The sequence below is a fragment of the Rhizobium sp. R86522 genome (assembly GCF_042466255.1).
Classification (GTDB): Bacteria; Pseudomonadota; Alphaproteobacteria; order Rhizobiales; family Rhizobiaceae; genus Allorhizobium.
Genome location: NZ_JAXHBX010000001.1, coordinates 2,107,984 through 2,127,596 on the forward strand (window position 1 = coordinate 2,107,984; position 19,613 = coordinate 2,127,596).

Consider the following 19,613-nt stretch of genomic DNA (forward strand, 5'->3'; position numbering starts at 1 on the left):
GGATGCCGCATCTCGTGGCAGATTGACCGGCAAATCGGCAGCGCGAGCTTTGCGGCGGCTTTCCCCGGAAAGGCCACAATGCTATGCGCAGAAGCGATCAGGCTCCGTCAGGTGCCATCGACAGTCATGGGAGACGTTTGCGTGAATATCAGGATTTTCAAGTCGGACAGGAAGCTCCTGAGCACGACCGCACTTGCTCTTGCCGTCACCATCGGCCTCTCCGCCTGCCAGACCTCCGAGGTCTTCCACAACGGTTATGTCGTTGATCAGGCAGCGCTGGACCTGGTGCCGGTCGGTTCCAGCCGCGAACAGGTCCTTCTCTCGCTTGGCACGCCGTCGACCACGGCGACCTTCGACGGCGAAGTCTTCTACTACATCTCCCAGAAGCGCACCCGCCCGGTCGCCTTCATGAAGCAGCGCCTCGTCGACCAGCAGATCCTAGCCATCTACTTCGACAAGGACGGCGTCGTTGCGCAGCGTGCGAACTACACGCTGCAGGACGGCAAGGTGTTCGACACGATTTCCCGCACGACGCCGACCGGCGGTCGCGATCTCACATTCCTGCAGCAGCTGCTGGCTGGTGGCGGTGGCGCCGCCAACAGCGTCCGCAATATCCTGAGCAACTACTAAGACCATCCGCCGAGGGAGCTATGCCCTCGGCCCATAGAGACATGAAAAAGACCGCGGAAGTTTCCTTCCGCGGTCTTTTTGTTTTGGCATCTTCGCCTCAGCCCGCGAGAACGGCGAGCAGCAGCAGCGCAACGATGTTGGTGATCTTGATTGCCGGATTGACGGCAGGCCCTGCGGTATCCTTGTAGGGATCGCCGACCGTATCACCGGTGACAGAGGCCTTGTGGGCGTCCGAACCTTTCAGGTGCTTCACGCCATCCTTGTCGATGAAGCCGTCTTCAAAGCTCTTCTTGGCATTGTCCCAGGCACCACCACCGGAGGTCATCGAAATGGCGACGAACAGGCCGTTGACGATGACGCCGAGCAGCGAGGCGCCAAGCGCAGCAAAGGCGGAAGCCTTGGAACCGGAAATCAGGAGCACGCCGAAATAGACGACGAGCGGCGCCAGAACCGGCAGCAGCGAGGGAATGATCATTTCCTTGATCGCGGCGCGGGTCAGGATGTCGACCGCCCGGCCATAGTCAGGCTTTTCGGTCCCCTGCATGATGCCCGGCTTCTCGCGGAACTGCCGCCGGACTTCCTCAACGATCGAGCCGGCTGCGCGGCCGACGGCCGTCATGGCGATACCACCGAAGAGGTAGGGGATCAGACCGCCGAAGATGAGGCCGGCGACGACATAGGGGTTGGAGAGATCAAAGGAGATCGGTCCCATGTCCGCGAAATACGGGTACTGGGCGCTGTTTGCGGCAAAGTAGGCCAGGTCGTTGGAATAGGCGGCAAAGAGCACGAGCGCGCCGAGGCCGGCAGAGCCGATGGCATAACCCTTGGTCACGGCCTTGGTGGTGTTGCCAACGGCATCGAGCGCGTCGGTCGACTTGCGGACTTCAGGCGGCAGATGCGACATTTCGGCGATACCGCCGGCATTGTCCGTGACCGGGCCGAAAGCGTCGAGGGCGACGATCATGCCGGCCAGGCCCAGCATGGTGGTAACCGCGATCGCCGTGCCGAAGAGGCCGGCAAGCTGGTAGGTCGAGATGATACCGCCGACGATGACAATGGCGGGAAGTGCGGTCGATTCCAGCGAGACCGCCAGACCCTGGATGACGTTGGTGCCGTGACCGGTGACCGAGGCCTGGGCGATCGAGTTGACCGGGCGCTTGTTGGTGCCGGTGTAATACTCGGTGATGACAACGATCAGCGCCGTCACCACGAGGCCCAGAATGCCGCAGATGAACAGGTTCACACCGGTGATGTCCATCCCGGCAACGGTGCCGATGGAACCCCAGCCAATGGTCAGCGACGTGGCTATGGCGAGACCCGCTACGGACAGGAGCCCGGTGACGATCAGACCCTTGTAAAGCGCGCCCATGATCGAGCCGCTGGTGCCGAGCTTGACGAAGAAGGTGCCGATGATCGAGGTGATGATGCAGGCGCCGCAGATGGCGAGCGGGTAGATCATCGCAATATCGAGCACGGCCGAACCGGCAAAGAAGATCGCAGCAAGCACCATGGTGGCAACGACGGAGACCGCATAGGTCTCGAACAGGTCGGCAGCCATACCGGCGCAGTCGCCGACATTGTCACCGACGTTGTCGGCGATTGTTGCCGGGTTGCGCGGATCGTCTTCGGGAATGCCGGCTTCCACCTTGCCGACGAGGTCCCCACCGACGTCGGCGCCCTTGGTGAAGATACCACCGCCCAGACGGGCGAAGATCGAGATCAGCGAGGCGCCGAAGCCGAGCGCGACAAGCGCATCGATGACGGCACGCGAGCCGCTTTCATGACCGAGTATTGCGGTCAGGATGTAGAAGTAGATGGAGACGCCGAGCAAAGCGAGACCTGCGACCAACATGCCGGTGATGGCGCCAGACTTGAAGGCGATGTCGAGACCGGCCGCCAGACTGTGGGAAGCGGCCTGGGCGGTGCGCACATTGGCACGGACCGAGACATGCATGCCGATGAAGCCGGCAGCCCCCGACAAGACGGCACCGATCAGAAAGCCGATGGCAGCGGTGCCCGAGAGAAGAAGCCAGGTGGCGACGAAGACGACGGCGCCGACGATCGCGATGGTCAGGTATTGCCGAGTGAGGTAAGCTTGAGCACCCTCGCGAATATAGCCTGCAATTTCCTGCATTCGGGCATTGCCCTGATCAGCTGCAAGCACCGAGCGTGTCGCCCAGACCGCGTAGACCACCGACAGCAACCCGCATAAAATTACGCCTAGAAGAACCGTCATTCGCAATACCCTCCCGTATTGCCCGCGCCTCACTCATCGCGGGCCGTGACTCGCAAACTCAGGCCCCCTCCTCCGAGACCTCGTCAACGCGTGGCGAGATTGCGTCGCGCTTTTAGCGGCGTCAAGTACGCATATTTTGCCGTCTCAAGGGAACTCAGGCGGCTTTGCGGGCAGCCGCGCGAAGCTGGAGAACGACCAGCAGGAGGCAGGCGATCGTGATCGGCCAGATCACCAGATTCATGACCGACCATCCAAAGGCGGTGAACACCTTGCCCGAGGAGAAGGACGAAAGTGCTACGGTCGAGAACAGGATGATGTCGTGGAAACCCTGCACCTTGTCGGCCTCGGCCGGACGATAGCTCGAGGCGACGATCGCGGTCGCACCGATAAAGCCGAAGTTCCAGCCGATGCCCAGGAGAACGAGCGCGCCCCAGAAATTCCAGAGCGCAATGCCCATATGGGCGACGACCGCGCACGCCATGAGGATCAGCAGGCCGCCCGCAACCACCTTCTCGGCACCGAAGCGGGTGATCAACATGCCGGTGAAGAAGCTCGGCGCGAACATGGCGATGACGTGCCATTGTATGCCGAGCGTCGCCAAGTCGGACGAAAATCCGCAGCCGATGACCATCGCGAGCGGTGCACCGGTCATCATGAAGGTCATCAGGGCATAGGAACTGATGCCGCAGATCATTCCGGTCATGAAGCGTTGGGTCATGACGATTTCGCGCAACGGGCGCACGGGGCCTGAGGCTTCCGCCTTCTTGTCAGCAAGGCTCGGCAGCTTCAGGAAGAACAAGACACCGATCGCGCAGAGCAGCAGAGGCACCATGCCGAGGAAGGCGCCGGCGAAGGTCACAGGTGCGAGCGCATCCTTGAACCAGATGGCGATCTGCGGTCCGACGATGGCGGAGATGATACCGGCGGCGAGGATCCAGGAGATTGCCTTGCCCTTGTAGAAGCTTGGCGATGCGTCGGCGGCGGCGAAACGGATCTTCTGGGTGAAGCCGCCAGATATGCCCATGAGCAAAAGCGAGAAGGCAAAGAGCCAGAAGTTCGACTGGATGAGCGAGAAGGCGGCCAATGCGCTGCCGAGCGCACCCATCAATGCGCCGACCATGAAGCTTTCGCGGCGGCCAAGAACCCTGGAGGCCGCTGCCACCACGATCGCGCCGACGGCCACGCCGATGTTGAAACCCGTCAGCGGAGCGGTCGAGAGCGACTTGTCGGCGCCGAGCATCTGGAAACCGGCGAGACCACCGACAGCAAAGGCGAGCGGCGGTGCAGAGCCGAGGATTGCCTGGGCCACGGCAAGCAGACCGACGTTACGCTTGGCTGTCGAGAATTGTCCGTCCAGCCCTGCTCCCGTCGTCGCGTCCATCTGCCAATTCCTACTTCTGCGCCGGAGCGCGAACCTGCTTTGCAATCCGGTCGAGAACGGCGTTGACCAGCTTCGGCTCGTCTTCGGTGAAGAAGGCCTGCGCGATCTCGACATACTCCGTTACAATAACAGCGATGGGCACATCCTTGCGCTCGATCAATTCGAAGGTGCCGGAACGCAGAATGGCGCGCACGGTGCTATCCATGCGCGACAGTGACCAGTCGTCCTGCAGGGCGCCACGGATCATCGGGTCGATCTTCGTCTGGTCGCGTACGACACCGGCGACGATCGAGCGGAACCAGGAGGCGTCCGCCTTCAGATAGGTTTCTCCGTCGACCTCCTGGCCGAGGCGATGGGCTTCATATTCGGCCACAACCTCAAGCACGCCGGAGCCGGCGATGTCCATCTGATAGAGCGCCTGCACAGCTGCCAAACGAGCTGCACCGCGCTGGTTTGCCGGCTTTACCGGATGCTTGCCTTCGCCCGTCATCACTCAGCCACCCAGCTTCTTCTTCAGGTCGATCATGGACAGGGCTGCGCGCGCCGCAAAGCCGCCCTTGTCCTTTTCGCTACGCTTGACGCGTGCCCAAGCCTGCTCGTCGTTCTCAACGGTCATGATGCCGTTGCCGATCGGCAACGATTCCGAAACAGCGAGATCCATCAGCGCCCGCGAGGACTCGTTGGCAACGATATCGAAATGGTAGGTCTCGCCCCGGATGACCATGCCGAGCGCGACAAAGCCATCATACTGTGTCCCCTCGTCGTCCATGGCATCCAGTGCCATAGCGATCGCCGGCGGGATTTCGAGCGCACCCGGCACCGTGATGACGTCGAAAGTGGCGCCGGCTTCCTTCAGCGCGTGTTTCGCGCCATCCAGGAGAGCGTCCGCCATGTCGTCATAGAAGCGTGCCTCGACGATCAGCAAATGCGGCGATGCCGTCTTGTTTCCCATGGGTCTGATCCGATCTTGAATGTGATTGCGGCGCCTGGCCGAACAGAGACGCGGTCAAACCACGCCGTTTCCCGGAAGGCAAGTGTTTTTGCTGATGGCCGGACCTGCGTTCCCGGCACGGCTCATCATGTCAGGCCGATCAAGGCTTTACACCGATTGTTCCACTCTCGCTAATGCAGGCGAAAATCAGGCAACCAGCGTGACAAATGTTTAATGGAATTCAGTAACTTAGAGCCAGGATTTCGCCACAAACCGACACCACCTTCAGTCCTGCAAGCGAGCGACGGAATCCCCCGCCATCGCAAACATCCTTGAAAGGAACAGGAACATGAATCGCTTTGCAACCGTTCTGAGTGCCTCTGCACTGTCGGCCATCGCCTTCGGCGCCGAGAGCTATGCCGCCATGCCTTCTGCAGCCGGCATGTCCGGCAGCAGGATCGAAAGCACCATCCAGACAATGTCGTCCAAGGCCTTCAACGTCGTCCCCCTCAACTCTCTGAAGACCCATGACACGGCGCATGAACGCTTCGCCGCGGTCTCTCCCACCTCGCAGGAAGCCCGACACATTCAGGCAGCGGTGATCGCAAACCGCTCGCTTGCCCAGAAGCTTGAAGGCCAGAAGGTCGAGCTCACCAATATCGTCGGCGCCGATCAGGCTGCCGATGGCGGCGTCACCTTCTACGTCCGCTGATCAACCTCCGCCTCCCCTCCATACCCCACCTTGCCCCCCGTGTCCTAGGACACGGGGCTTTTCGCGCGCAATGGAACCTTTCATGGAGCCCACGTGTTTCCGGTCATGAAAGGCGCCCGGAGGCGGTTGCCTCGCAACACGAAAGATGGAGGCACCCCATGGGTCGCGGCATTCTATTCTGGCTGATCGGCGTACCGATCCCCCTGATCATTCTGTTCCTGCTGTTCTTCCGTTAAACCCAGGCAGACGCAGGCAGTCTCTCAAAAATCTGCAGCCGGTCGCTCCCGACCTGTCTCTCGTCGATCTTGACGAAACCAGCAGGCAGGCGGCCGGCTGAAATTGGCGAAGGGATACCGCCTTCCCCGATCGTCACCGCGGAATCGTAGAGTTCGATCCGGTCAACCACTCCGCGCGCCAGCATGTCGGTCGCGACACGAGCGCCACCTTCCACCATCAGTGACGAGACACCCCGCCGCGCAAGAAGCGCCAACAGTCCATCGACATCCGGAACCTCCGACACTTCGACACCCATGCTGACCAGCGCGGCGCGATTGCCTGTTGCGCCGGGTGCCACGGCGAGGAGAACGGGGACGTCCTGGGCCGTCTTGGAAAGCTTGGATGCCACCGGTAGTTCCGCCTTGCGATCAAGCACGATCCTGAGCGGCGAGGCGCTTTCGAGACCCGGCAACCGAACCGTCAATTCGGGATCGTCGGCAAGCGCGGTGCCGATGCCGACCAGGATTGCATCGCACTGCGCCCTCAGACGATGCACGGCTTCGCGTGCCTCTGGACCCGTAATCGCGACCTGGCCTGCGCCAACGCGACCGACCATACCATCAGAAGAAACGGCAAGCTTCAGAATCACTTGCGGACGTCCCTTCGTCTGCCGGGTGAGATAGCCTGCCATCGCCCGGCGCGCCTCTTTCTGCAGGATGCCGATGGTCACCTCGATATCGGCATCCGCGAGGATCTTGAGCCCCTGGCCTGAAACCCGAGGATCGGGATCAGCAACGGCGACCACGACGCGGGCAATGCCGGCAGCAACGATGGCATTGGCACAGGGCGGGGTCTTACCATGATGCGAGCAGGGCTCGAGCGTGACATAGGCGGTCGCCCCCCTTGCCTTCTCGCCGGCTTCGGCGAGCGCCTGGGGTTCGGCATGGGGGCGCCCACCGAGCGCGGTGACGCCACGACCTACGACTTCGCCATCCTTCACGATCACGCATCCGACGGAGGGGTTGGGGCCGGTACGGCCGACATGCTTCAGGGAGAGCTCGATTGCCTCCCGCATATGCCGTTCGTCGCGGGCGGTAATGGACACGCCGTCAATCCGCCGTGCTGTCTCTGGAGATCTTGGCGTTGATCTCGGCAATGACGTTCTCGAAGTCTTCGGCATGGCTGAAGTCGCGATAGACCGAGGCGTAGCGCACAAAGGCAACGTCATCGAGGGTCTTCAGGGCTTCGAGCACCTGCAGACCGATTTCTTCCGAGGATATCTCGGTCTCGCCGGAACTTTCGAGGCGGCGCACGATGCCCGACACGGCACGTTCGATGCGGTCGGCATCGACAGGTCGCTTGCGCAGTGCGATCTGGAAGGACCGCACCAGCTTGTCGCGCGCGAAGGGTGCCTTTCGGCCGGTCTTCTTCAAGACCATCAGCTCGCGCAGCTGCACCCGTTCAAAAGTCGTGAAGCGCCCCCCGCAATCCGGACAGATGCGCCGCCGGCGGATGGAGGTGTTGTCCTCCGCCGGTCGCGAGTCCTTGACCTGGGTTTCATCCGATCCGCAGAAGGGGCAGCGCATCAGCCTTGGGCCTTACATGTAGGGGTACATCGGGAAACGGTCGGTGAGAGCAACGACCTTCTCGCGAACGGCACCCTCGACGGCGGCATTGCCTTCATCAGAATTGGCGACCTTCAGGCCGTCGAGAACTTCGACGATCAGATTGCCGATTTCGGTGAACTCGGCTTCCTTGAAACCGCGCGTGGTGCCGGCCGGCGTGCCGAGACGGATACCCGAGGTGACGAAGGGCTTTTCCGGGTCGAAGGGGATGCCGTTCTTGTTGCAGGTGATGTAGGCGCGGCCGAGGCCGGCTTCAGCACGCTTGCCGGTGGCGTTCTTCTTGCGAAGGTCGACCAGCATCAGGTGGTTGTCGGTACCGCCGGAGACGATATCGAGATTGTGCTTGATCAGCGTGTCGGCCAGAACCTTGGCGTTCTTGACGACCTGGGCCGCGTAATCCTTGAATTCCGGCTTCAGCGCTTCGCCGAAGGCGACCGCCTTGGCGGCGATGACATGCATCAGCGGGCCACCCTGGAGACCCGGGAAGACGGCCGAGTTGAACTTCTTCGCCAGATCCTCGTCGTTGGTCAGGATCATGCCGCCGCGTGGGCCGCGCAGCGACTTGTGGGTCGTCGAGGTCGCGACGTGGCAATGCGGGAACGGCGACGGATGCTGGTCACCAGCGACGAGGCCGGCGATGTGGGCCATGTCGACCATGAGGTAGGCACCGACAAAGTCTGCGATCTCGCGGAAACGCTTCCAGTCCCAGGTGCGGGAGTATGCGGTACCGCCGGCGATGATCAGCTTCGGCTTGTGCTGCTCGGCTTTGCGGGCAACATCTTCCATGTCGAGCTGGTGGTCGTCTTCGCGCACGCCGTAGGAGACGACGTTGAACCACTTGCCGGACATGTTGACCGGAGAACCGTGGGTCAGGTGACCGCCCGAGTTCAGGTCGAGGCCCATGAAGGTGTCGCCGGGCTGCAGCAGCGCCAGGAAGACGGCCTGGTTCATCTGGCTACCGGAATTCGGCTGGACGTTGGCGAAGTTGACGCCGAACAACTTCTTGGCGCGCTCGATCGCGAGTTCTTCCGCGATATCGACGAACTGGCAGCCACCGTAGTAGCGCTTGCCCGGATATCCCTCGGCGTATTTGTTGGTCATGATCGAGCCCTGGGCTTCGAGCACGGCGCGCGAGACAATGTTCTCAGAAGCGATCAGCTCGATCTCGTGGCGTTGACGACCGAGTTCCTTCTCGATCGCACCGAAAATTTCCGGGTCGGCATCGGCGAGAGAACGAGAAAAGAAGGCATCGTTGTTCGACATGATCGCTGGCTCCTCAAAAGCGTTTGATGCTGTGGGGTCTTAAACTTCCGCAGTCACGAGAGCAATACGGAGAGCGACATTTGCAGATCAATTGACGCGCGGAGGCGAATGGCCGCAGCCCCCGAAAAAGAAAAGCCGCGCACGAGGCGCGGCTTGGGTTAAGTCAAGTGCGGCAGAGGCGCTTATTGCAGCGGCACGAAGTCCTCTTCGACAGAACCTGCGAACTGCTCGACGCCGATATTGGCCTGGAGCGCCAGCTGCGCATCGCCGTCCTTCTGGTAAATGTCGTCACGGAACTGGACGATGTTGTCGCGGGTCGACCAGGCGCTGATGTAGACGATGTAAACAGGCACTTCTTCGGCCAGCTTGATCGGATTGTTCTGGCGGGTCGTGATAACGCGCTCGATCTCCTGACGTGACCAGCCGGGCGTGTCGCGCAGCAGCCAGGTGACGAGGTCGCGCACGTTCTGCACGCGGATGCAGCCGGAGGATTCAAACCGCATCAGCTTGTTGAACAGGCCCTGCTGGGGCGTGTCGTGCATGTATTCGTTGTGCGGATTGTGGAAGTTGATCTTGGTGGAGGCCATGGCGTTGATCTTGCCCGGATCCTGACGGAACATCAGGTTCGGCGCCTTCTCCGCATTCCAGTCGACCGTTTCCGGCGCGACTTCGTTGCCATTGCCATCGAGCAGGCGGATGGCATTGCGCGTCAGATAGGTCGGATCCTTGCGCATCAGCGGGACAATGTCCTTCTCGATGATCGAGCGCGGCGCGGTCCAGTAGGGGTTGAGGATGACCTCGTAGATCTTCGAATTGATCATGTGGGTCGGGCGGTCGATACGGCCGACGACAGCGGTGTTGCGCAGCGCGACGCGATCGTCTTCGACGGCTTCGACGGAGGCACCGGGAACGTTGACCGTGACGTAGCGACGACCGAGATCGCCGGACATCGACTGCAGACGCACCAGATTGGTGTTGAGCTGGTTCAGACGGACATCGGCGCTGACATTCAGTGCCTTGACGGTGAATTCGCCGAGAACACCGTCTTCCGGCAGGCCGTGACGGGCCTGGAAGCGCTTCACCGCACCTTCGACATAGGAATCGTAGGAATTGGACATGCCGGCTTCTTGCGGGAGGTCGCCTGCAATCATCAGACGCTGGCGCAGGCTCTGGACGGCTGGGTCCATGGCGCCGATCCGCAGCGCCGAAGGTGCGTTGACCATGGGCCAGCCACCGTTCGAGACGATCATCTGATACCGGCCGATCGCCTGCTGCATGTTGACGAGGTTGCCGGCGCTCAGCATCGGCGTGTTCGAAGTGACGGCGGCAGCGGTGCGCGACGCCTGGGCGTCGAACTGGTCGTCCCAGTTGCCGCGACGCGGTGCGTTGATCAAGTCATTGACTGCATCCTGCGCCATGGCCTGTCCGGTGAATGCCGCAGCACCGGCAGCGGCAGCACCACGCAACAGCGAGCGGCGCGAGAGAGCAACAATTCCAGACGTCTTGGACATATTTCCTACCGTTTCATCCTGAACCTGTCCCAAACGCATACCGCGCCATGGTTAACAAAGCGCCGCCAGAGAGGCAGAGACATGCATTTCGGGGTTGATCGGAGACTGTTGACGCACCTCCGTTCCTAGCTTCGCCGGTCCCATATCAATATGGCCAATTCGTGTCACCAAGGGTTGCGTCACGGGAGTGTGTAGATCGAATTCGGGGCTGTCGGCAGCAGGCGGCCCCGTCCAAAGATCGTCGTCGAGACATCGTTCAGGCCGCTTGCTCGCGCGCGGATTTGCTGATTCCCTCGGATGTGCGCGGTGATTTGCGGGAGGCTTTTATGGAAGAGGTCGATGACAGTGTGGAGGTGTTCAGCTTTGAGGATGGGTGGCGCATCGTCGAGCTACTGACCAAATTCGACTACCAACGCGAAGGCGGTTTGATGGGCAATTGCGTCGGCATGTATTACGACGGGCCTCACACCATCTATTCCCTCCGCAACTCGCTCAACGAACCGAGAGCCAACATTTTGCTTGTGGGCCGAGAGGTCACAGAGGTCGCGGGGCGATACAATACGGTTCCCAAACCCAAGTACATAAATCGGGTGAAACGGTTCCTTGCCGAACGCGGCTACACGGTGGCGCCTACAGCGTTTCTCATTACGGAACTGCGGTCGAGAAACGTGGGACGGATCCAAAACGAGACAAGGCGCTACGGTGCAGGCTGAACCCGCGACCTAGCGCCTTCTCAATGCCACCGCATGACTGGAGGAAATGCGTGGGTGTCTCAGCCTCTCGTGGATTAGAGGCGGTACATGATGCTATCGTTCCAGAAGCGGTCGAGGCGCTGCAGAAGCTTGTTCATCTGGGTGAACTCGTCTGTGCCGATGCCGCCGACCTTCTGGATCGAGCCGATGTGGCGCTCGTAAAGCTTGGCAACAGTCTCGGCGATTTCCTGGCCGGCATCCGTCAGGCTGATGCGGACCGAGCGACGGTCGACGCGCGAGCGCTGGTGGTTGATGAAGCCGAGGTCGACGAGCTTCTTGACGTTGTAGGAAACGTTCGAGCCCAGATAATAACCGCGCGAGCGCAGTTCACCGGCGGTCAGTTCAGAATTGCCGATATTGAAGAGCAGGAGTGCCTGGACGGCGTTGATGTCGGAGCGACCCTTGCGGTCGAACTCGTCCTTGATGACATCGAGAAGGCGGCGGTGAAGACGCTCCACGAGGTGGAGAGATTCGAGGTAGAGCGAACGGATCGCTTCTTCCTGCGGGTCGAGAGTGGCCGGCTGCGGCTTGAGCTTGGTGTTCATATCGGTCTGCCTCACTGTTTTGTTTGGCGGTGTTGGTTTTTTCTCCCGCCTTGGTGAGGACCGTATCCAATGCGCATAAAATTCTATTTAAAACGCAGGCTTAACAGAGGCTTACTAAAGCCCAGCCTGCGATCAGGGTAAATCAACCGTTATACGCTCCTGCTTGTGTCTCCCTTCGAGCCACAACGCCAGGCGGAAAACAACGAAGACGACAAAGACCACCGAATGCATGGTGACGGCGAGCGTGTTGCGGCCGAAGATCTCCGGCCAGACGGTGAACATCAGCATCTGCCCGCCCGCTGCCAGAAGCCACATCACCGGCCCCCACGAGCCAGCAACCCAGAGGCCGAGGGCGGCGACCGGAAACACGACCGCAAGCCCTGTGGCCGCTACCCGCCAAGGTGTCGACAAGAGATCGAAGCGGCCGAGGCCGTTCTGGCTGTAGCCGACAAGGAGCGCCCAGTACTGCAGACCGAACCACAGGCAGGACAGCGCCACCACGCGCAGAAAGAGCACGAAGATGGTCTCGGTGAGACTGCGAATGGGTGTCTGCGACGAATCAGCTTCCATGAAAGGGAGGATAGGCTGGCGACAATGCCTCCGCCAGCACGGCTAGCCGCCCTCCCCTGCTGATGTCAGCCCCTCTGCCAGGCGCCTGCTCAACAAAACACAGATCACACATCTTCAGGCTACTGTTTTGCAAGCCCCGGTCGGCGTGCTAATCAGCAGCCGGACAGAGACGAAGGATCGCGATCATGACGGACAAGACACATCAGGTAGACGACGTCACCGGCCACCGGCGCATGCGCCGCCTGCGCAAGGCCGACTGGCAGCGCCGCATGGTTCTGGAGAACCGCCTGACGGTCGATGACCTGATCTGGCCGATCTTCGTCGTGCCGGGCTCCGGCATCATGGAGCCGATCGCGGCAATGCCCGGCGTCTTCAGAATGAGCGTCGACAAGGCGGTCGAGGCTGCGAGGGAAGCGGCCGACCTCGGCATTCCGGCACTCGCGACTTTCCCGAATGTGGAAATGGAGCTGCGCGATCAGACCGGCTCAGAAGTGTTGAAGGGCAACAACCTTCTCAATCAGGTAACAGCTGCGATCAAGAAGGCGGTTCCCAATATCGGCGTAATCACCGATGTGGCGCTCGATCCCTTCACCAGCCACGGCCATGACGGGATCTTGCGGGACGGCGAGATCGTCAATGACGAGACGGTCGACCAGCTGGTGCGCGCTGCTGTTGCCCAGGCCGATGCCGGGTCCGACATTATTGCGCCCTCCGACATGATGGATGGCCGTATCGGAGCGATCCGCCGCGGGCTGGATGCCGCCGGTCACCAGAGCGTCGGCATCATGTCCTATGCCACCAAGTTCGCCTCCTGCTACTACGGCCCTTACCGCGAGGCGATCTCGACCAGCGGCCTTTTGAAGGGCGACAAGAAGACCTATTACATCGATCCGGCTAACGGCACCGAAGCCGTGCGCGATGCAGCGCTCGATGTCGAGGAAGGCGCAGACATGCTGATGGTCAAGCCTGGCCTTCCGTACCTCGACATCTGCTGGCGCCTCAAGGAAAGCTTCGGGCTGCCGGTCTTTGCCTATCAGGTGTCCGGCGAATACAGCCAGATCAAGGCTGCCGCCGCCAATGGCTGGATCGACGGCGAGCGCGCCATGCTGGAAACGCTGCTCTGCTTCAAACGGGCCGGCTGCGATGGGATCCTCACCTATTTCGCACCCGAAGTGGCACGTCTTCTGGCCAAACAGGGCTGAGGTTCACGGATTATTGTATTCGGCATCGGGCTCCCCATATCTGAGGCACAACCTCAAAGGAGCCTGATATGAGCCTCGACAGCAATTCGTCCTATGCCGCCCCCGAAGACTGGCGCGCCTATAGCGGCGTGCTTTCGCGGCGCGTCTTTGCCTTCCTCGTCGACTACCTGTTCATCGGCCTCCTCTGGATTCCGGCGGCCGTGGTGGTCTTCTTTCTCGGCATCCTGACGCTCGGCCTCGGCTGGCTTCTCTATCCGATCCTGTTCTTCGTCGTCGCCGGTCTCTATTTCGGCATGTCTCTGGCGGGTCCGTCCCAGTCCACGCCGGGCATGCGGATGATGGGCATTGCCATGGTCCGCCTCGATGGGCGCAAGATCGACTTCGTCACGGCGATCGCCCACCTCGCACTGTTCTGGATCCTCAACTCCGTGCTGACGCCGCTCGTGCTTCTCGCCGGCCTGTTCATCGAGCGTTCGCGCCTGGTGCATGACCTGCTGCTCGGCACGGCTGCGGTACGAACCTACTAAGCGTCACAATCTCCTATTGCGACAATGCACTCCGGCATCACGCCGGAGTGTTGACCTTTTTCATTCTTGCGCCATCCTACTTCTGACAGGTCACGCCAAAGGATTCTCTTCATCCGCATATGAACACGCAGACCAGCCCCTCCCCACAATTCTACCTGACGGCGCCTGCGCCGTGCCCGTATCTTTCGGGAGAGATGGAGCGGAAGGTGTTCACCCACCTGGTTGGGCAGCGTGCAACGGAGATGAACGATCTTCTGACGCAGGGCGGTTTCCGTCGGTCTCAAAATATCGCCTATCGCCCGGCCTGCGAATCCTGCCGCGCCTGTGTGTCGGTCCGGGTGCTGGTCAATGAGTTCGAACAGAGCCGTGGCTTCAAACGCGTCGAGGCCGCCAATGCGGATCTGGTTTCCACCGTCTTTCCGGCCCAGCCTTCGACGGAGCAATTCTCTCTCTTCCGCCACTATCTCGACCATCGGCACCAGAACGGCGGCATGTCGGACATGTCGGCGCTCGACTATGCGATCATGGTCGAGGACAGCCATGTGCAGACGCGGGTCATCGAGTACCGGCTGCGCTCACCGGGCGACGGCATCTCGGCCCAGCCGCGGGGAGAACTGATCGCGGTTGCGCTGTCCGACCTGATGAGCGACGGGCTGTCGATGGTCTATTCGTTCTACAATCCGGAAATGGAAAAGCGGTCCCTCGGCACGATGATGGTGCTCGACCACATTCGCAGGGCCAAGGCGCTCGGCCTGCCGCATGTCTATCTCGGCTACTGGGTGCAAGGCTCGAAGAAGATGGGCTACAAGACGCGCTTCCAGCCGCAGGAACACCTGATGAACCAGGGCTGGACACGTTTCCCCCTCGATTCCGAGGGCTGAATCCATAAGAGGACGTGGGACGGACGGTCCCATTTCGGGACAGGTCAGCCCTTCACATCTGAAAAGCTGCGAAGGGCTGTCTCATATCAGGACAGTTTGCGGATAATGCCGTAAACGATGTTCTTGTTCTGGCCGAAGCGCAGCGAGCACTCGACGTCGAGGCCTTCTGTCGTCGCCCGCATGATGCGCCACATGTCTTCTTCCGAACGCAGCAACAAGGCCCAGTTCATGAATGTTTCCATGTAGCCGTCATCCGGCACTTCCTGCGAGAAGTTAGCAAACAGGAAGGTGCCATTCGGCTTCAGCATCTGCAGGCAGCGCTGCGAGAGCTTGATGGCCACTTCGTCGGCGAGGTAGTCGTAGAGACCGGCTGCATAGACGAAGTCGAAGGTTCCGAGCGTCTGTGCGCGGGTCAGCACGGTACGGACCGAGCCATTGACCGCTTCAACCGCAGTCCCGGCGAATTCGCTGGCCACCGCGCCAACGCTCATCGGATCCTGATCCAGCGCAATCCACCGCTTGATCGCCTTGTCCTTCAGGGCCTGCGACATGCTGCCTTCACGCAGATGGCCGGCCGCGATCGTCAGGATTTCCGCCTCTCCACCGCGGGAAGACGCGACGTCGTCAACGAACTGAGCGAGCAGATCGCGACGTTCACGAACTGCGACGCATGCCGGCGACTGGCTGGTGAAGGCATGGACTTCCTTGCCCATCGGGCTTGCGGCGTCCAGCATCGACTGGACAGACGGATGGCCGTAGATGAAGTCGAGGAGACCCGCGTCGCCCGAATAACCGCGCGGCTTTTCGAAAGACCAGCGGGTGAACGGATCTTCGTGAAAATGCCGGGCAATGGCGTGGTTCTGGGCCACCGGGATGAGCTGTTCCCAGACCTTCGGAGAATACCGATTGCGGATTTCGTGGAGGCCGGTCAGCAAGCGCAGCATGATCTGGCCAACCGGGGTCTTTTGATCGAACTGCTGCTCTGCGACACGCAGGTGAAGTGCCATTTCGGCACGTGCCAGCGCAAGATCCTTATCAGTGGCGTCGACCGATGTCGAAAACACCGTCGCCGCAATAGAGTCCGGCGTGATGAGGCTCTGTCCGTCAAATGCAATCTTTAGATCACTCACACTTCGCTCCTTATTTAGTCAAAACTCACATTAATTCTTTGTAAACCATAATCGCGGACGGCAATAAGTGCACTCCGATTTTAATCAGACTTTAAAACATAGTTAACACGTGGGCGAGCTAGTGTAGACGAGCGCGTGACATGCGCGGTGACGATGGAGTCGTGATGGATCGGGTCATCAAGAACCCAGTGCGCGGAAATCGCGAAACAAACTCGCGCATGCATAGCGGGTCTACAGCTGACGCTGTGTGGACAGACGGTTCCAGCTACAGCCCGCCAGCCATCGACGTCAAAACGCTGACCACCCCTGCTCTCAATGCGCTGTATCAGACGCACCGAGGCATGACCCTGCTGCGCCAGACCCGCCAGGGTCTGTGGCTTGCTGCGCTCGTCTACCTTCTCTTCGGCGTGACGGATGCCTTCCTGTTGCCAGATGTGGCCTTCGAGACGGTCACGGCGCGACTGATCGCGGCGATCCTCGCCATCTCGGTCATGGAAGTCTGCGTGGCGCGGCGGGTCGGCCTCCATTGGGTCGATCTCAGTTGCGCCGCAACTGTCGTCGTCGGATATGTTGCCTGGCTTATTCCGGCGACCTACACCGCGTCCGAGGATGCATTCCGTTATTACATGCTGTTCGGCACAATCTTCATGATGAGTGCCAACCTGTTCTTCAACCTCGTCTTCCGCCTCTCGGTTCTGACGTCGGCGACCATCCTCGTCATCTTCCTCTACAGCATGCTGCATGCACCAGCGTTGACGCTGGAACAGACCGTGGTGGTCGTCCTATTCTACACATCCTGTTTTCTGTTCACGTCCTATGTGAACTGGAAGCTCAATGAGGAACGCTACAACGTGTTTCTCAATGCGGTGGAAGCCGCCCACCAGCACAGTGAGGCTGAGAAACGTGGGGAAGCTCTGGAGCGCCTCTCCAACACCGATTACCTCACCGGGATGGACAACCGCCGCGCTGTCGACAAGCGACTCCGCGACTACTGGAACGACTGGCAGAGCGAAGGCAAGGCCTTTGCTGCGATCTTGGTCGATGTCGACTTCTTCAAGAAATACAACGACTTCTATGGCCATCAGGCCGGCGACCGCTGCCTGATTCTGGTCGCGAGCGTGCTCAACGACACGCTGAAGCCGCTCAATGCATCGGTCGGCCGCTACGGCGGCGAAGAGTTCATCGTGCTGTCACGCGTCACGGGCCGCGATCAGGTCATGGCGCTTTGCGAGATCATCCGCAGCGCCGTGGAGGGACTGCATCTCGTCCACGACCAGCGACGTGATGGCCAGGCGGTGGTGACCGTCAGTGTCGGTGCCTCCTATACGCGTCCGCAGAGCGGCCCCAAGCTCGAACGCATCATCAACGAGGCGGACCGGGCGCTCTATTCGGCCAAGGCGAACGGTCGCAACTGCATCCGGCTGTTCAACCCGAACGATCCGCTGACCAGCGACGACAATGAGAACATCGCGGCGACGCTGAGGATGGCGGTCAAGAACGACCTGGTTCATCTCGTCTATCAGCCGATCCAGAACCTTCGCACCGGCCGCATCGAAGCGGTCGAGTCGCTGATGCGGATGAAGATGGTCGACGGCACGCCGCTGTCGCCGGCCCAGTTCATCCCGGTCGCCGAGCGCACCGGCGCCATCCTCGATCTCGGCCTCTGGGCGATCCGCCGGGCCTGCACGGAGGTGCTCGCGACCGGCATAGCGCCGATGGCGAGCGTCAATGTCTCGGCCATTCAGCTCAAGTCGCGCGGTTTTGCTCTGGCCGTCTCGACGATCCTTGAAGAGACCGGCGTCTCCGGTTCGCAGCTCGCCTTCGAGATCACCGAGGGCATCGACATGGAAGGGCAGTCGGATGTCATCCGCTGCATCACCGATCTGCAGGCGCTCGGGATCCGCATCTGGCTCGACGACTTCGGCACGGGCTTTGCCGGCCTCTCCTGGCTGCGCCTGTTCCCATTCGACACTGTCAAGATCGATCGCTCCTTCCTGCAGGATGCCCGCCGTCCGGCAGGGCGCGCCATGCTCGAGGACATCATCCGCCTCATCCGCAATCGCGGCCTGAAGATCCTGATCGAGGGCCTGGAGACGGCTGACCACGTCGAGCTTATGCACGAACTCGGGATCGAACTCGGCCAGGGCTATTATCTCGGCCGTCCGGTGCCGATCGACGAAGTCAAGATCAAGTCCTTTCCGCGACTGGCGAGCGTGTCCGGCCTTTGAGGGCGAGTGCTGATTGACCCCAGAATTGGACGATCGACACCTCTGCGTTTCCTGAACGAAATCAGTAGTATCCGGCCAGATTCCAATCTGGACGGATACACGCATGAGCACGGTCGACGCAACGCAACGGACCGGACAGCCTGATTTTGCCGAGAAGCTGCTGAAAGACACATCCATCAGGGTGAGCGACAGCTATCTCGACGCCTTCCGCAGCCATGTCGATCCGGTGCAGCATGAAGCAGGCACACTCCTCTTCCGAAAAGGCGATGACAGCAGCTTCGCCATCCTGATCGCCGAGGGCGAGATCGAGGTCTATGACGAGGAGAGCGGCAATGTTCTCGCGATCGCCGGCGAAGGGTCGCTCATCGGCGAACTCGGGCTGATCAGCGGCGATCCGCGCAGCGCTTCGGCCAGAACACTGACCCCGCTGCGTGGCTGGACAATCGACCGCGCGCAGTATCGCGAGTTCCTGAGCGATCGGCCCGAACTCGCCACCCTCCTCTTCCGCAAGATCTATGCTCAGCTGTCGGCGAGTTACGGCAAGCTCAGACAGCAGTTCGTGGCGCTCGAAGAGGCCGACCGGCGCTATCACGCGCTGGCCTTCCTCTTCGTCACCATGGTTCTGATGATCAACATCTACGCCCTGGTGAACAGCCTCATCCTGACCAATCTCAAGGAGACCCATCAGTCGCAGGTGATGTTCTGGACTTCGCGGGTGATGGAAGTCTGGGGCGCCTTCGTCATCTGGGGACTGACCGTGCGCTGCGGTCTGACGCGACACGACATGGGCATCCGGATGGAGAACCTCTGGAAGTCGATTGGCATGGGACTGGCCATCAGCGCCATCGCTCTGGCCGCCATGGCCTATTTCCGCACCCTTCTCTATCCGGAGCTTCAGGGAACGCCGATACTCGACCCGAAGCTGGTGACGATCACCGTCTACACCTACATCATCGTCGCGCCACTGCAGGAGTGGATCTGCCGCGGGGTGCTGCTGACGGCGATTGCCGATCTGATGCCGGGCAAAACCCGCCCGATGTCGGCGATCGTGATCACCTCGCTGATCTTCTCCACCCTGCATCTGCACTATTCTCAGCCGCTCGCCGTCGTCGCCCTCGTCTCCGGCATTGTCTGGGGCTGGTTGCACCTGAAGTATCGGAACCTCGCTGGCCCCATCGTATCGCACTTCATCCTCGGCAATGCAGCGACGCTGATGGGTGTCTGGTCGATATGGGAGCGCGGCTGACACAGAAAAGCCGGCCGCGAGGCGACC

At 60.9% G+C, this 19,613-nt stretch carries 19 protein-coding genes; 8 read left to right on the plus strand and 11 right to left on the minus strand.

What is annotated here, in order from left to right:
* Positions 1–126 precede the first annotated feature (126 nt).
* Positions 127–630 (plus strand): outer membrane protein assembly factor BamE, encoded by a 504-nt coding sequence (locus tag SJY08_RS10220; protein ID WP_054150575.1) that lies wholly within the window; start codon positions 127–129, stop codon positions 628–630.
* Positions 631–727: 97 nt separating this feature from the next.
* Here the strand turns inward: SJY08_RS10220 and SJY08_RS10225 are convergent, their stop codons facing one another.
* From SJY08_RS10225 to SJY08_RS10240, 4 genes are all read right to left on the minus strand, one after another.
* Complete coding sequence (locus SJY08_RS10225; protein ID WP_069041670.1) at positions 728–2,866, minus strand: sodium-translocating pyrophosphatase; 2,139 nt, start codon at positions 2,864–2,866, stop codon at positions 728–730.
* Between the two features lie 154 nt (positions 2,867–3,020).
* A complete protein-coding gene (locus SJY08_RS10230; protein WP_153761951.1) occupies positions 3,021–4,247 on the minus strand; it encodes an MFS transporter in 1,227 nt (408 codons plus the stop codon).
* A gap of 10 nt (positions 4,248–4,257) precedes the next feature.
* A complete protein-coding gene (gene nusB, locus SJY08_RS10235; protein ID WP_054150572.1) occupies positions 4,258–4,737 on the minus strand; it encodes a transcription antitermination factor NusB in 480 nt (159 codons plus the stop codon).
* 3 nt (positions 4,738–4,740) lie between these two features.
* Positions 4,741–5,199: a 6,7-dimethyl-8-ribityllumazine synthase gene (locus SJY08_RS10240; RefSeq protein WP_377275485.1), complete on the minus strand. Its 459-nt coding sequence runs from the start codon at positions 5,197–5,199 to the stop codon at positions 4,741–4,743.
* Positions 5,200–5,527: 328 nt separating this feature from the next.
* Between SJY08_RS10240 and SJY08_RS10245 the strand changes: the two genes are divergently transcribed.
* Positions 5,528–5,890, plus strand: a complete 363-nt coding sequence (locus SJY08_RS10245; protein ID WP_377275486.1) for a hypothetical protein — start codon at positions 5,528–5,530, stop codon at positions 5,888–5,890.
* A gap of 232 nt (positions 5,891–6,122) precedes the next feature.
* Here the strand turns inward: SJY08_RS10245 and ribD are convergent, their stop codons facing one another.
* The 4 genes from ribD to SJY08_RS10265 all read right to left on the minus strand — a co-directional run bounded on the left by ribD (position 6,123) and on the right by SJY08_RS10265 (position 10,505).
* Positions 6,123–7,211, minus strand: a complete 1,089-nt coding sequence (gene ribD, locus SJY08_RS10250) for a bifunctional diaminohydroxyphosphoribosylaminopyrimidine deaminase/5-amino-6-(5-phosphoribosylamino)uracil reductase RibD (RefSeq protein ID WP_377275487.1) — start codon at positions 7,209–7,211, stop codon at positions 6,123–6,125.
* Positions 7,212–7,215: 4 nt separating this feature from the next.
* The gene (nrdR, locus tag SJY08_RS10255) at positions 7,216–7,692 is read right to left on the minus strand and encodes a transcriptional regulator NrdR (protein WP_006727509.1); all 477 of its coding nucleotides are present in this window, start codon (positions 7,690–7,692) and stop codon (positions 7,216–7,218) included.
* 12 nt (positions 7,693–7,704) lie between these two features.
* A complete protein-coding gene (glyA, locus tag SJY08_RS10260; RefSeq protein ID WP_377275488.1) occupies positions 7,705–8,994 on the minus strand; it encodes a serine hydroxymethyltransferase in 1,290 nt (429 codons plus the stop codon).
* 182 nt (positions 8,995–9,176) lie between these two features.
* Positions 9,177–10,505 carry a murein L,D-transpeptidase gene (locus SJY08_RS10265; protein ID WP_054150567.1) on the minus strand — a complete coding sequence of 443 codons (1,329 nt, stop codon included), beginning with the start codon at positions 10,503–10,505 and terminating at the stop codon, positions 9,177–9,179.
* 326 nt (positions 10,506–10,831) lie between these two features.
* Here SJY08_RS10265 and SJY08_RS10270 point away from each other — a divergent pair, with 326 nt between their 5' ends.
* Positions 10,832–11,218: a hypothetical protein gene (locus SJY08_RS10270; protein ID WP_377275489.1), complete on the plus strand. Its 387-nt coding sequence runs from the start codon at positions 10,832–10,834 to the stop codon at positions 11,216–11,218.
* A 74-nt stretch (positions 11,219–11,292) separates the two neighbouring features.
* Here SJY08_RS10270 and ldtR read toward each other — a convergent pair whose 3' ends face one another.
* Complete coding sequence (gene ldtR / locus SJY08_RS10275; RefSeq protein ID WP_054150565.1) at positions 11,293–11,802, minus strand: transcriptional regulator LdtR; 510 nt, start codon at positions 11,800–11,802, stop codon at positions 11,293–11,295.
* Between the two features lie 132 nt (positions 11,803–11,934).
* Positions 11,935–12,372, minus strand: coding sequence for a DUF6163 family protein (locus SJY08_RS10280; RefSeq protein WP_054150564.1), 438 nt, complete (start codon positions 12,370–12,372; stop codon positions 11,935–11,937).
* Between the two features lie 185 nt (positions 12,373–12,557).
* On the opposite strand from SJY08_RS10280, the gene hemB reads away from it, so the two are divergent.
* The 3 genes from hemB (at position 12,558) to SJY08_RS10295 (ending at position 14,982) form a co-directional block, all read left to right on the plus strand.
* Positions 12,558–13,574 carry a porphobilinogen synthase gene (hemB, locus tag SJY08_RS10285; protein WP_069041676.1) on the plus strand — a complete coding sequence of 339 codons (1,017 nt, stop codon included), beginning with the start codon at positions 12,558–12,560 and terminating at the stop codon, positions 13,572–13,574.
* Between the two features lie 68 nt (positions 13,575–13,642).
* Positions 13,643–14,101 carry an RDD family protein gene (locus tag SJY08_RS10290; RefSeq protein WP_006727502.1) on the plus strand — a complete coding sequence of 153 codons (459 nt, stop codon included), beginning with the start codon at positions 13,643–13,645 and terminating at the stop codon, positions 14,099–14,101.
* A 119-nt stretch (positions 14,102–14,220) separates the two neighbouring features.
* Positions 14,221–14,982 carry an arginyltransferase gene (locus SJY08_RS10295; protein ID WP_054150562.1) on the plus strand — a complete coding sequence of 254 codons (762 nt, stop codon included), beginning with the start codon at positions 14,221–14,223 and terminating at the stop codon, positions 14,980–14,982.
* 86 nt (positions 14,983–15,068) lie between these two features.
* Here SJY08_RS10295 and SJY08_RS10300 read toward each other — a convergent pair whose 3' ends face one another.
* A complete protein-coding gene (locus tag SJY08_RS10300) occupies positions 15,069–16,112 on the minus strand; it encodes a class I SAM-dependent methyltransferase (RefSeq protein WP_054150561.1) in 1,044 nt (347 codons plus the stop codon).
* Between the two features lie 341 nt (positions 16,113–16,453).
* Here SJY08_RS10300 and SJY08_RS10305 point away from each other — a divergent pair, with 341 nt between their 5' ends.
* Both SJY08_RS10305 and SJY08_RS10310 read left to right on the plus strand, forming a co-directional pair.
* Positions 16,454–18,340, plus strand: coding sequence for a putative bifunctional diguanylate cyclase/phosphodiesterase (locus SJY08_RS10305; RefSeq protein ID WP_377275490.1), 1,887 nt, complete (start codon positions 16,454–16,456; stop codon positions 18,338–18,340).
* A gap of 103 nt (positions 18,341–18,443) precedes the next feature.
* Positions 18,444–19,586, plus strand: a complete 1,143-nt coding sequence (locus SJY08_RS10310) for a type II CAAX prenyl endopeptidase Rce1 family protein (protein WP_377275491.1) — start codon at positions 18,444–18,446, stop codon at positions 19,584–19,586.
* The last annotated feature ends 27 nt before the right edge of the window (positions 19,587–19,613 follow it).

Excerpts from the sequence above, each read along its gene's own strand:
- hemB (WP_069041676.1), top strand. The coding sequence starts at position 12,558 with ATGACGGACAAGACACATCAGGTAGACGACGTCACCGGCCACCGGCGC.
- SJY08_RS10290 (WP_006727502.1), top strand. The coding sequence starts at position 13,643 with ATGAGCCTCGACAGCAATTCGTCCTATGCCGCCCCCGAAGACTGGCGC.
- SJY08_RS10220 (WP_054150575.1), top strand. The coding sequence starts at position 127 with ATGGGAGACGTTTGCGTGAATATCAGGATTTTCAAGTCGGACAGGAAG.
- SJY08_RS10265 (WP_054150567.1), bottom strand. The coding sequence starts at position 10,505 with ATGTCCAAGACGTCTGGAATTGTTGCTCTCTCGCGCCGCTCGCTGTTG.
- nusB (WP_054150572.1), bottom strand. The coding sequence starts at position 4,737 with ATGACGGGCGAAGGCAAGCATCCGGTAAAGCCGGCAAACCAGCGCGGT.
- SJY08_RS10225 (WP_069041670.1), bottom strand. The coding sequence starts at position 2,866 with ATGACGGTTCTTCTAGGCGTAATTTTATGCGGGTTGCTGTCGGTGGTC.
- SJY08_RS10280 (WP_054150564.1), bottom strand. The coding sequence starts at position 12,372 with ATGGAAGCTGATTCGTCGCAGACACCCATTCGCAGTCTCACCGAGACC.
- SJY08_RS10305 (WP_377275490.1), top strand. The coding sequence starts at position 16,454 with ATGACCCTGCTGCGCCAGACCCGCCAGGGTCTGTGGCTTGCTGCGCTC.
- SJY08_RS10270 (WP_377275489.1), top strand. The coding sequence starts at position 10,832 with ATGGAAGAGGTCGATGACAGTGTGGAGGTGTTCAGCTTTGAGGATGGG.
- SJY08_RS10295 (WP_054150562.1), top strand. The coding sequence starts at position 14,221 with ATGAACACGCAGACCAGCCCCTCCCCACAATTCTACCTGACGGCGCCT.
- glyA (WP_377275488.1), bottom strand. The coding sequence starts at position 8,994 with ATGTCGAACAACGATGCCTTCTTTTCTCGTTCTCTCGCCGATGCCGAC.
- SJY08_RS10240 (WP_377275485.1), bottom strand. The coding sequence starts at position 5,199 with ATGGGAAACAAGACGGCATCGCCGCATTTGCTGATCGTCGAGGCACGC.
- ldtR (WP_054150565.1), bottom strand. The coding sequence starts at position 11,802 with ATGAACACCAAGCTCAAGCCGCAGCCGGCCACTCTCGACCCGCAGGAA.
- SJY08_RS10310 (WP_377275491.1), top strand. The coding sequence starts at position 18,444 with ATGAGCACGGTCGACGCAACGCAACGGACCGGACAGCCTGATTTTGCC.
- nrdR (WP_006727509.1), bottom strand. The coding sequence starts at position 7,692 with ATGCGCTGCCCCTTCTGCGGATCGGATGAAACCCAGGTCAAGGACTCG.
- SJY08_RS10245 (WP_377275486.1), top strand. The coding sequence starts at position 5,528 with ATGAATCGCTTTGCAACCGTTCTGAGTGCCTCTGCACTGTCGGCCATC.
- SJY08_RS10230 (WP_153761951.1), bottom strand. The coding sequence starts at position 4,247 with ATGGACGCGACGACGGGAGCAGGGCTGGACGGACAATTCTCGACAGCC.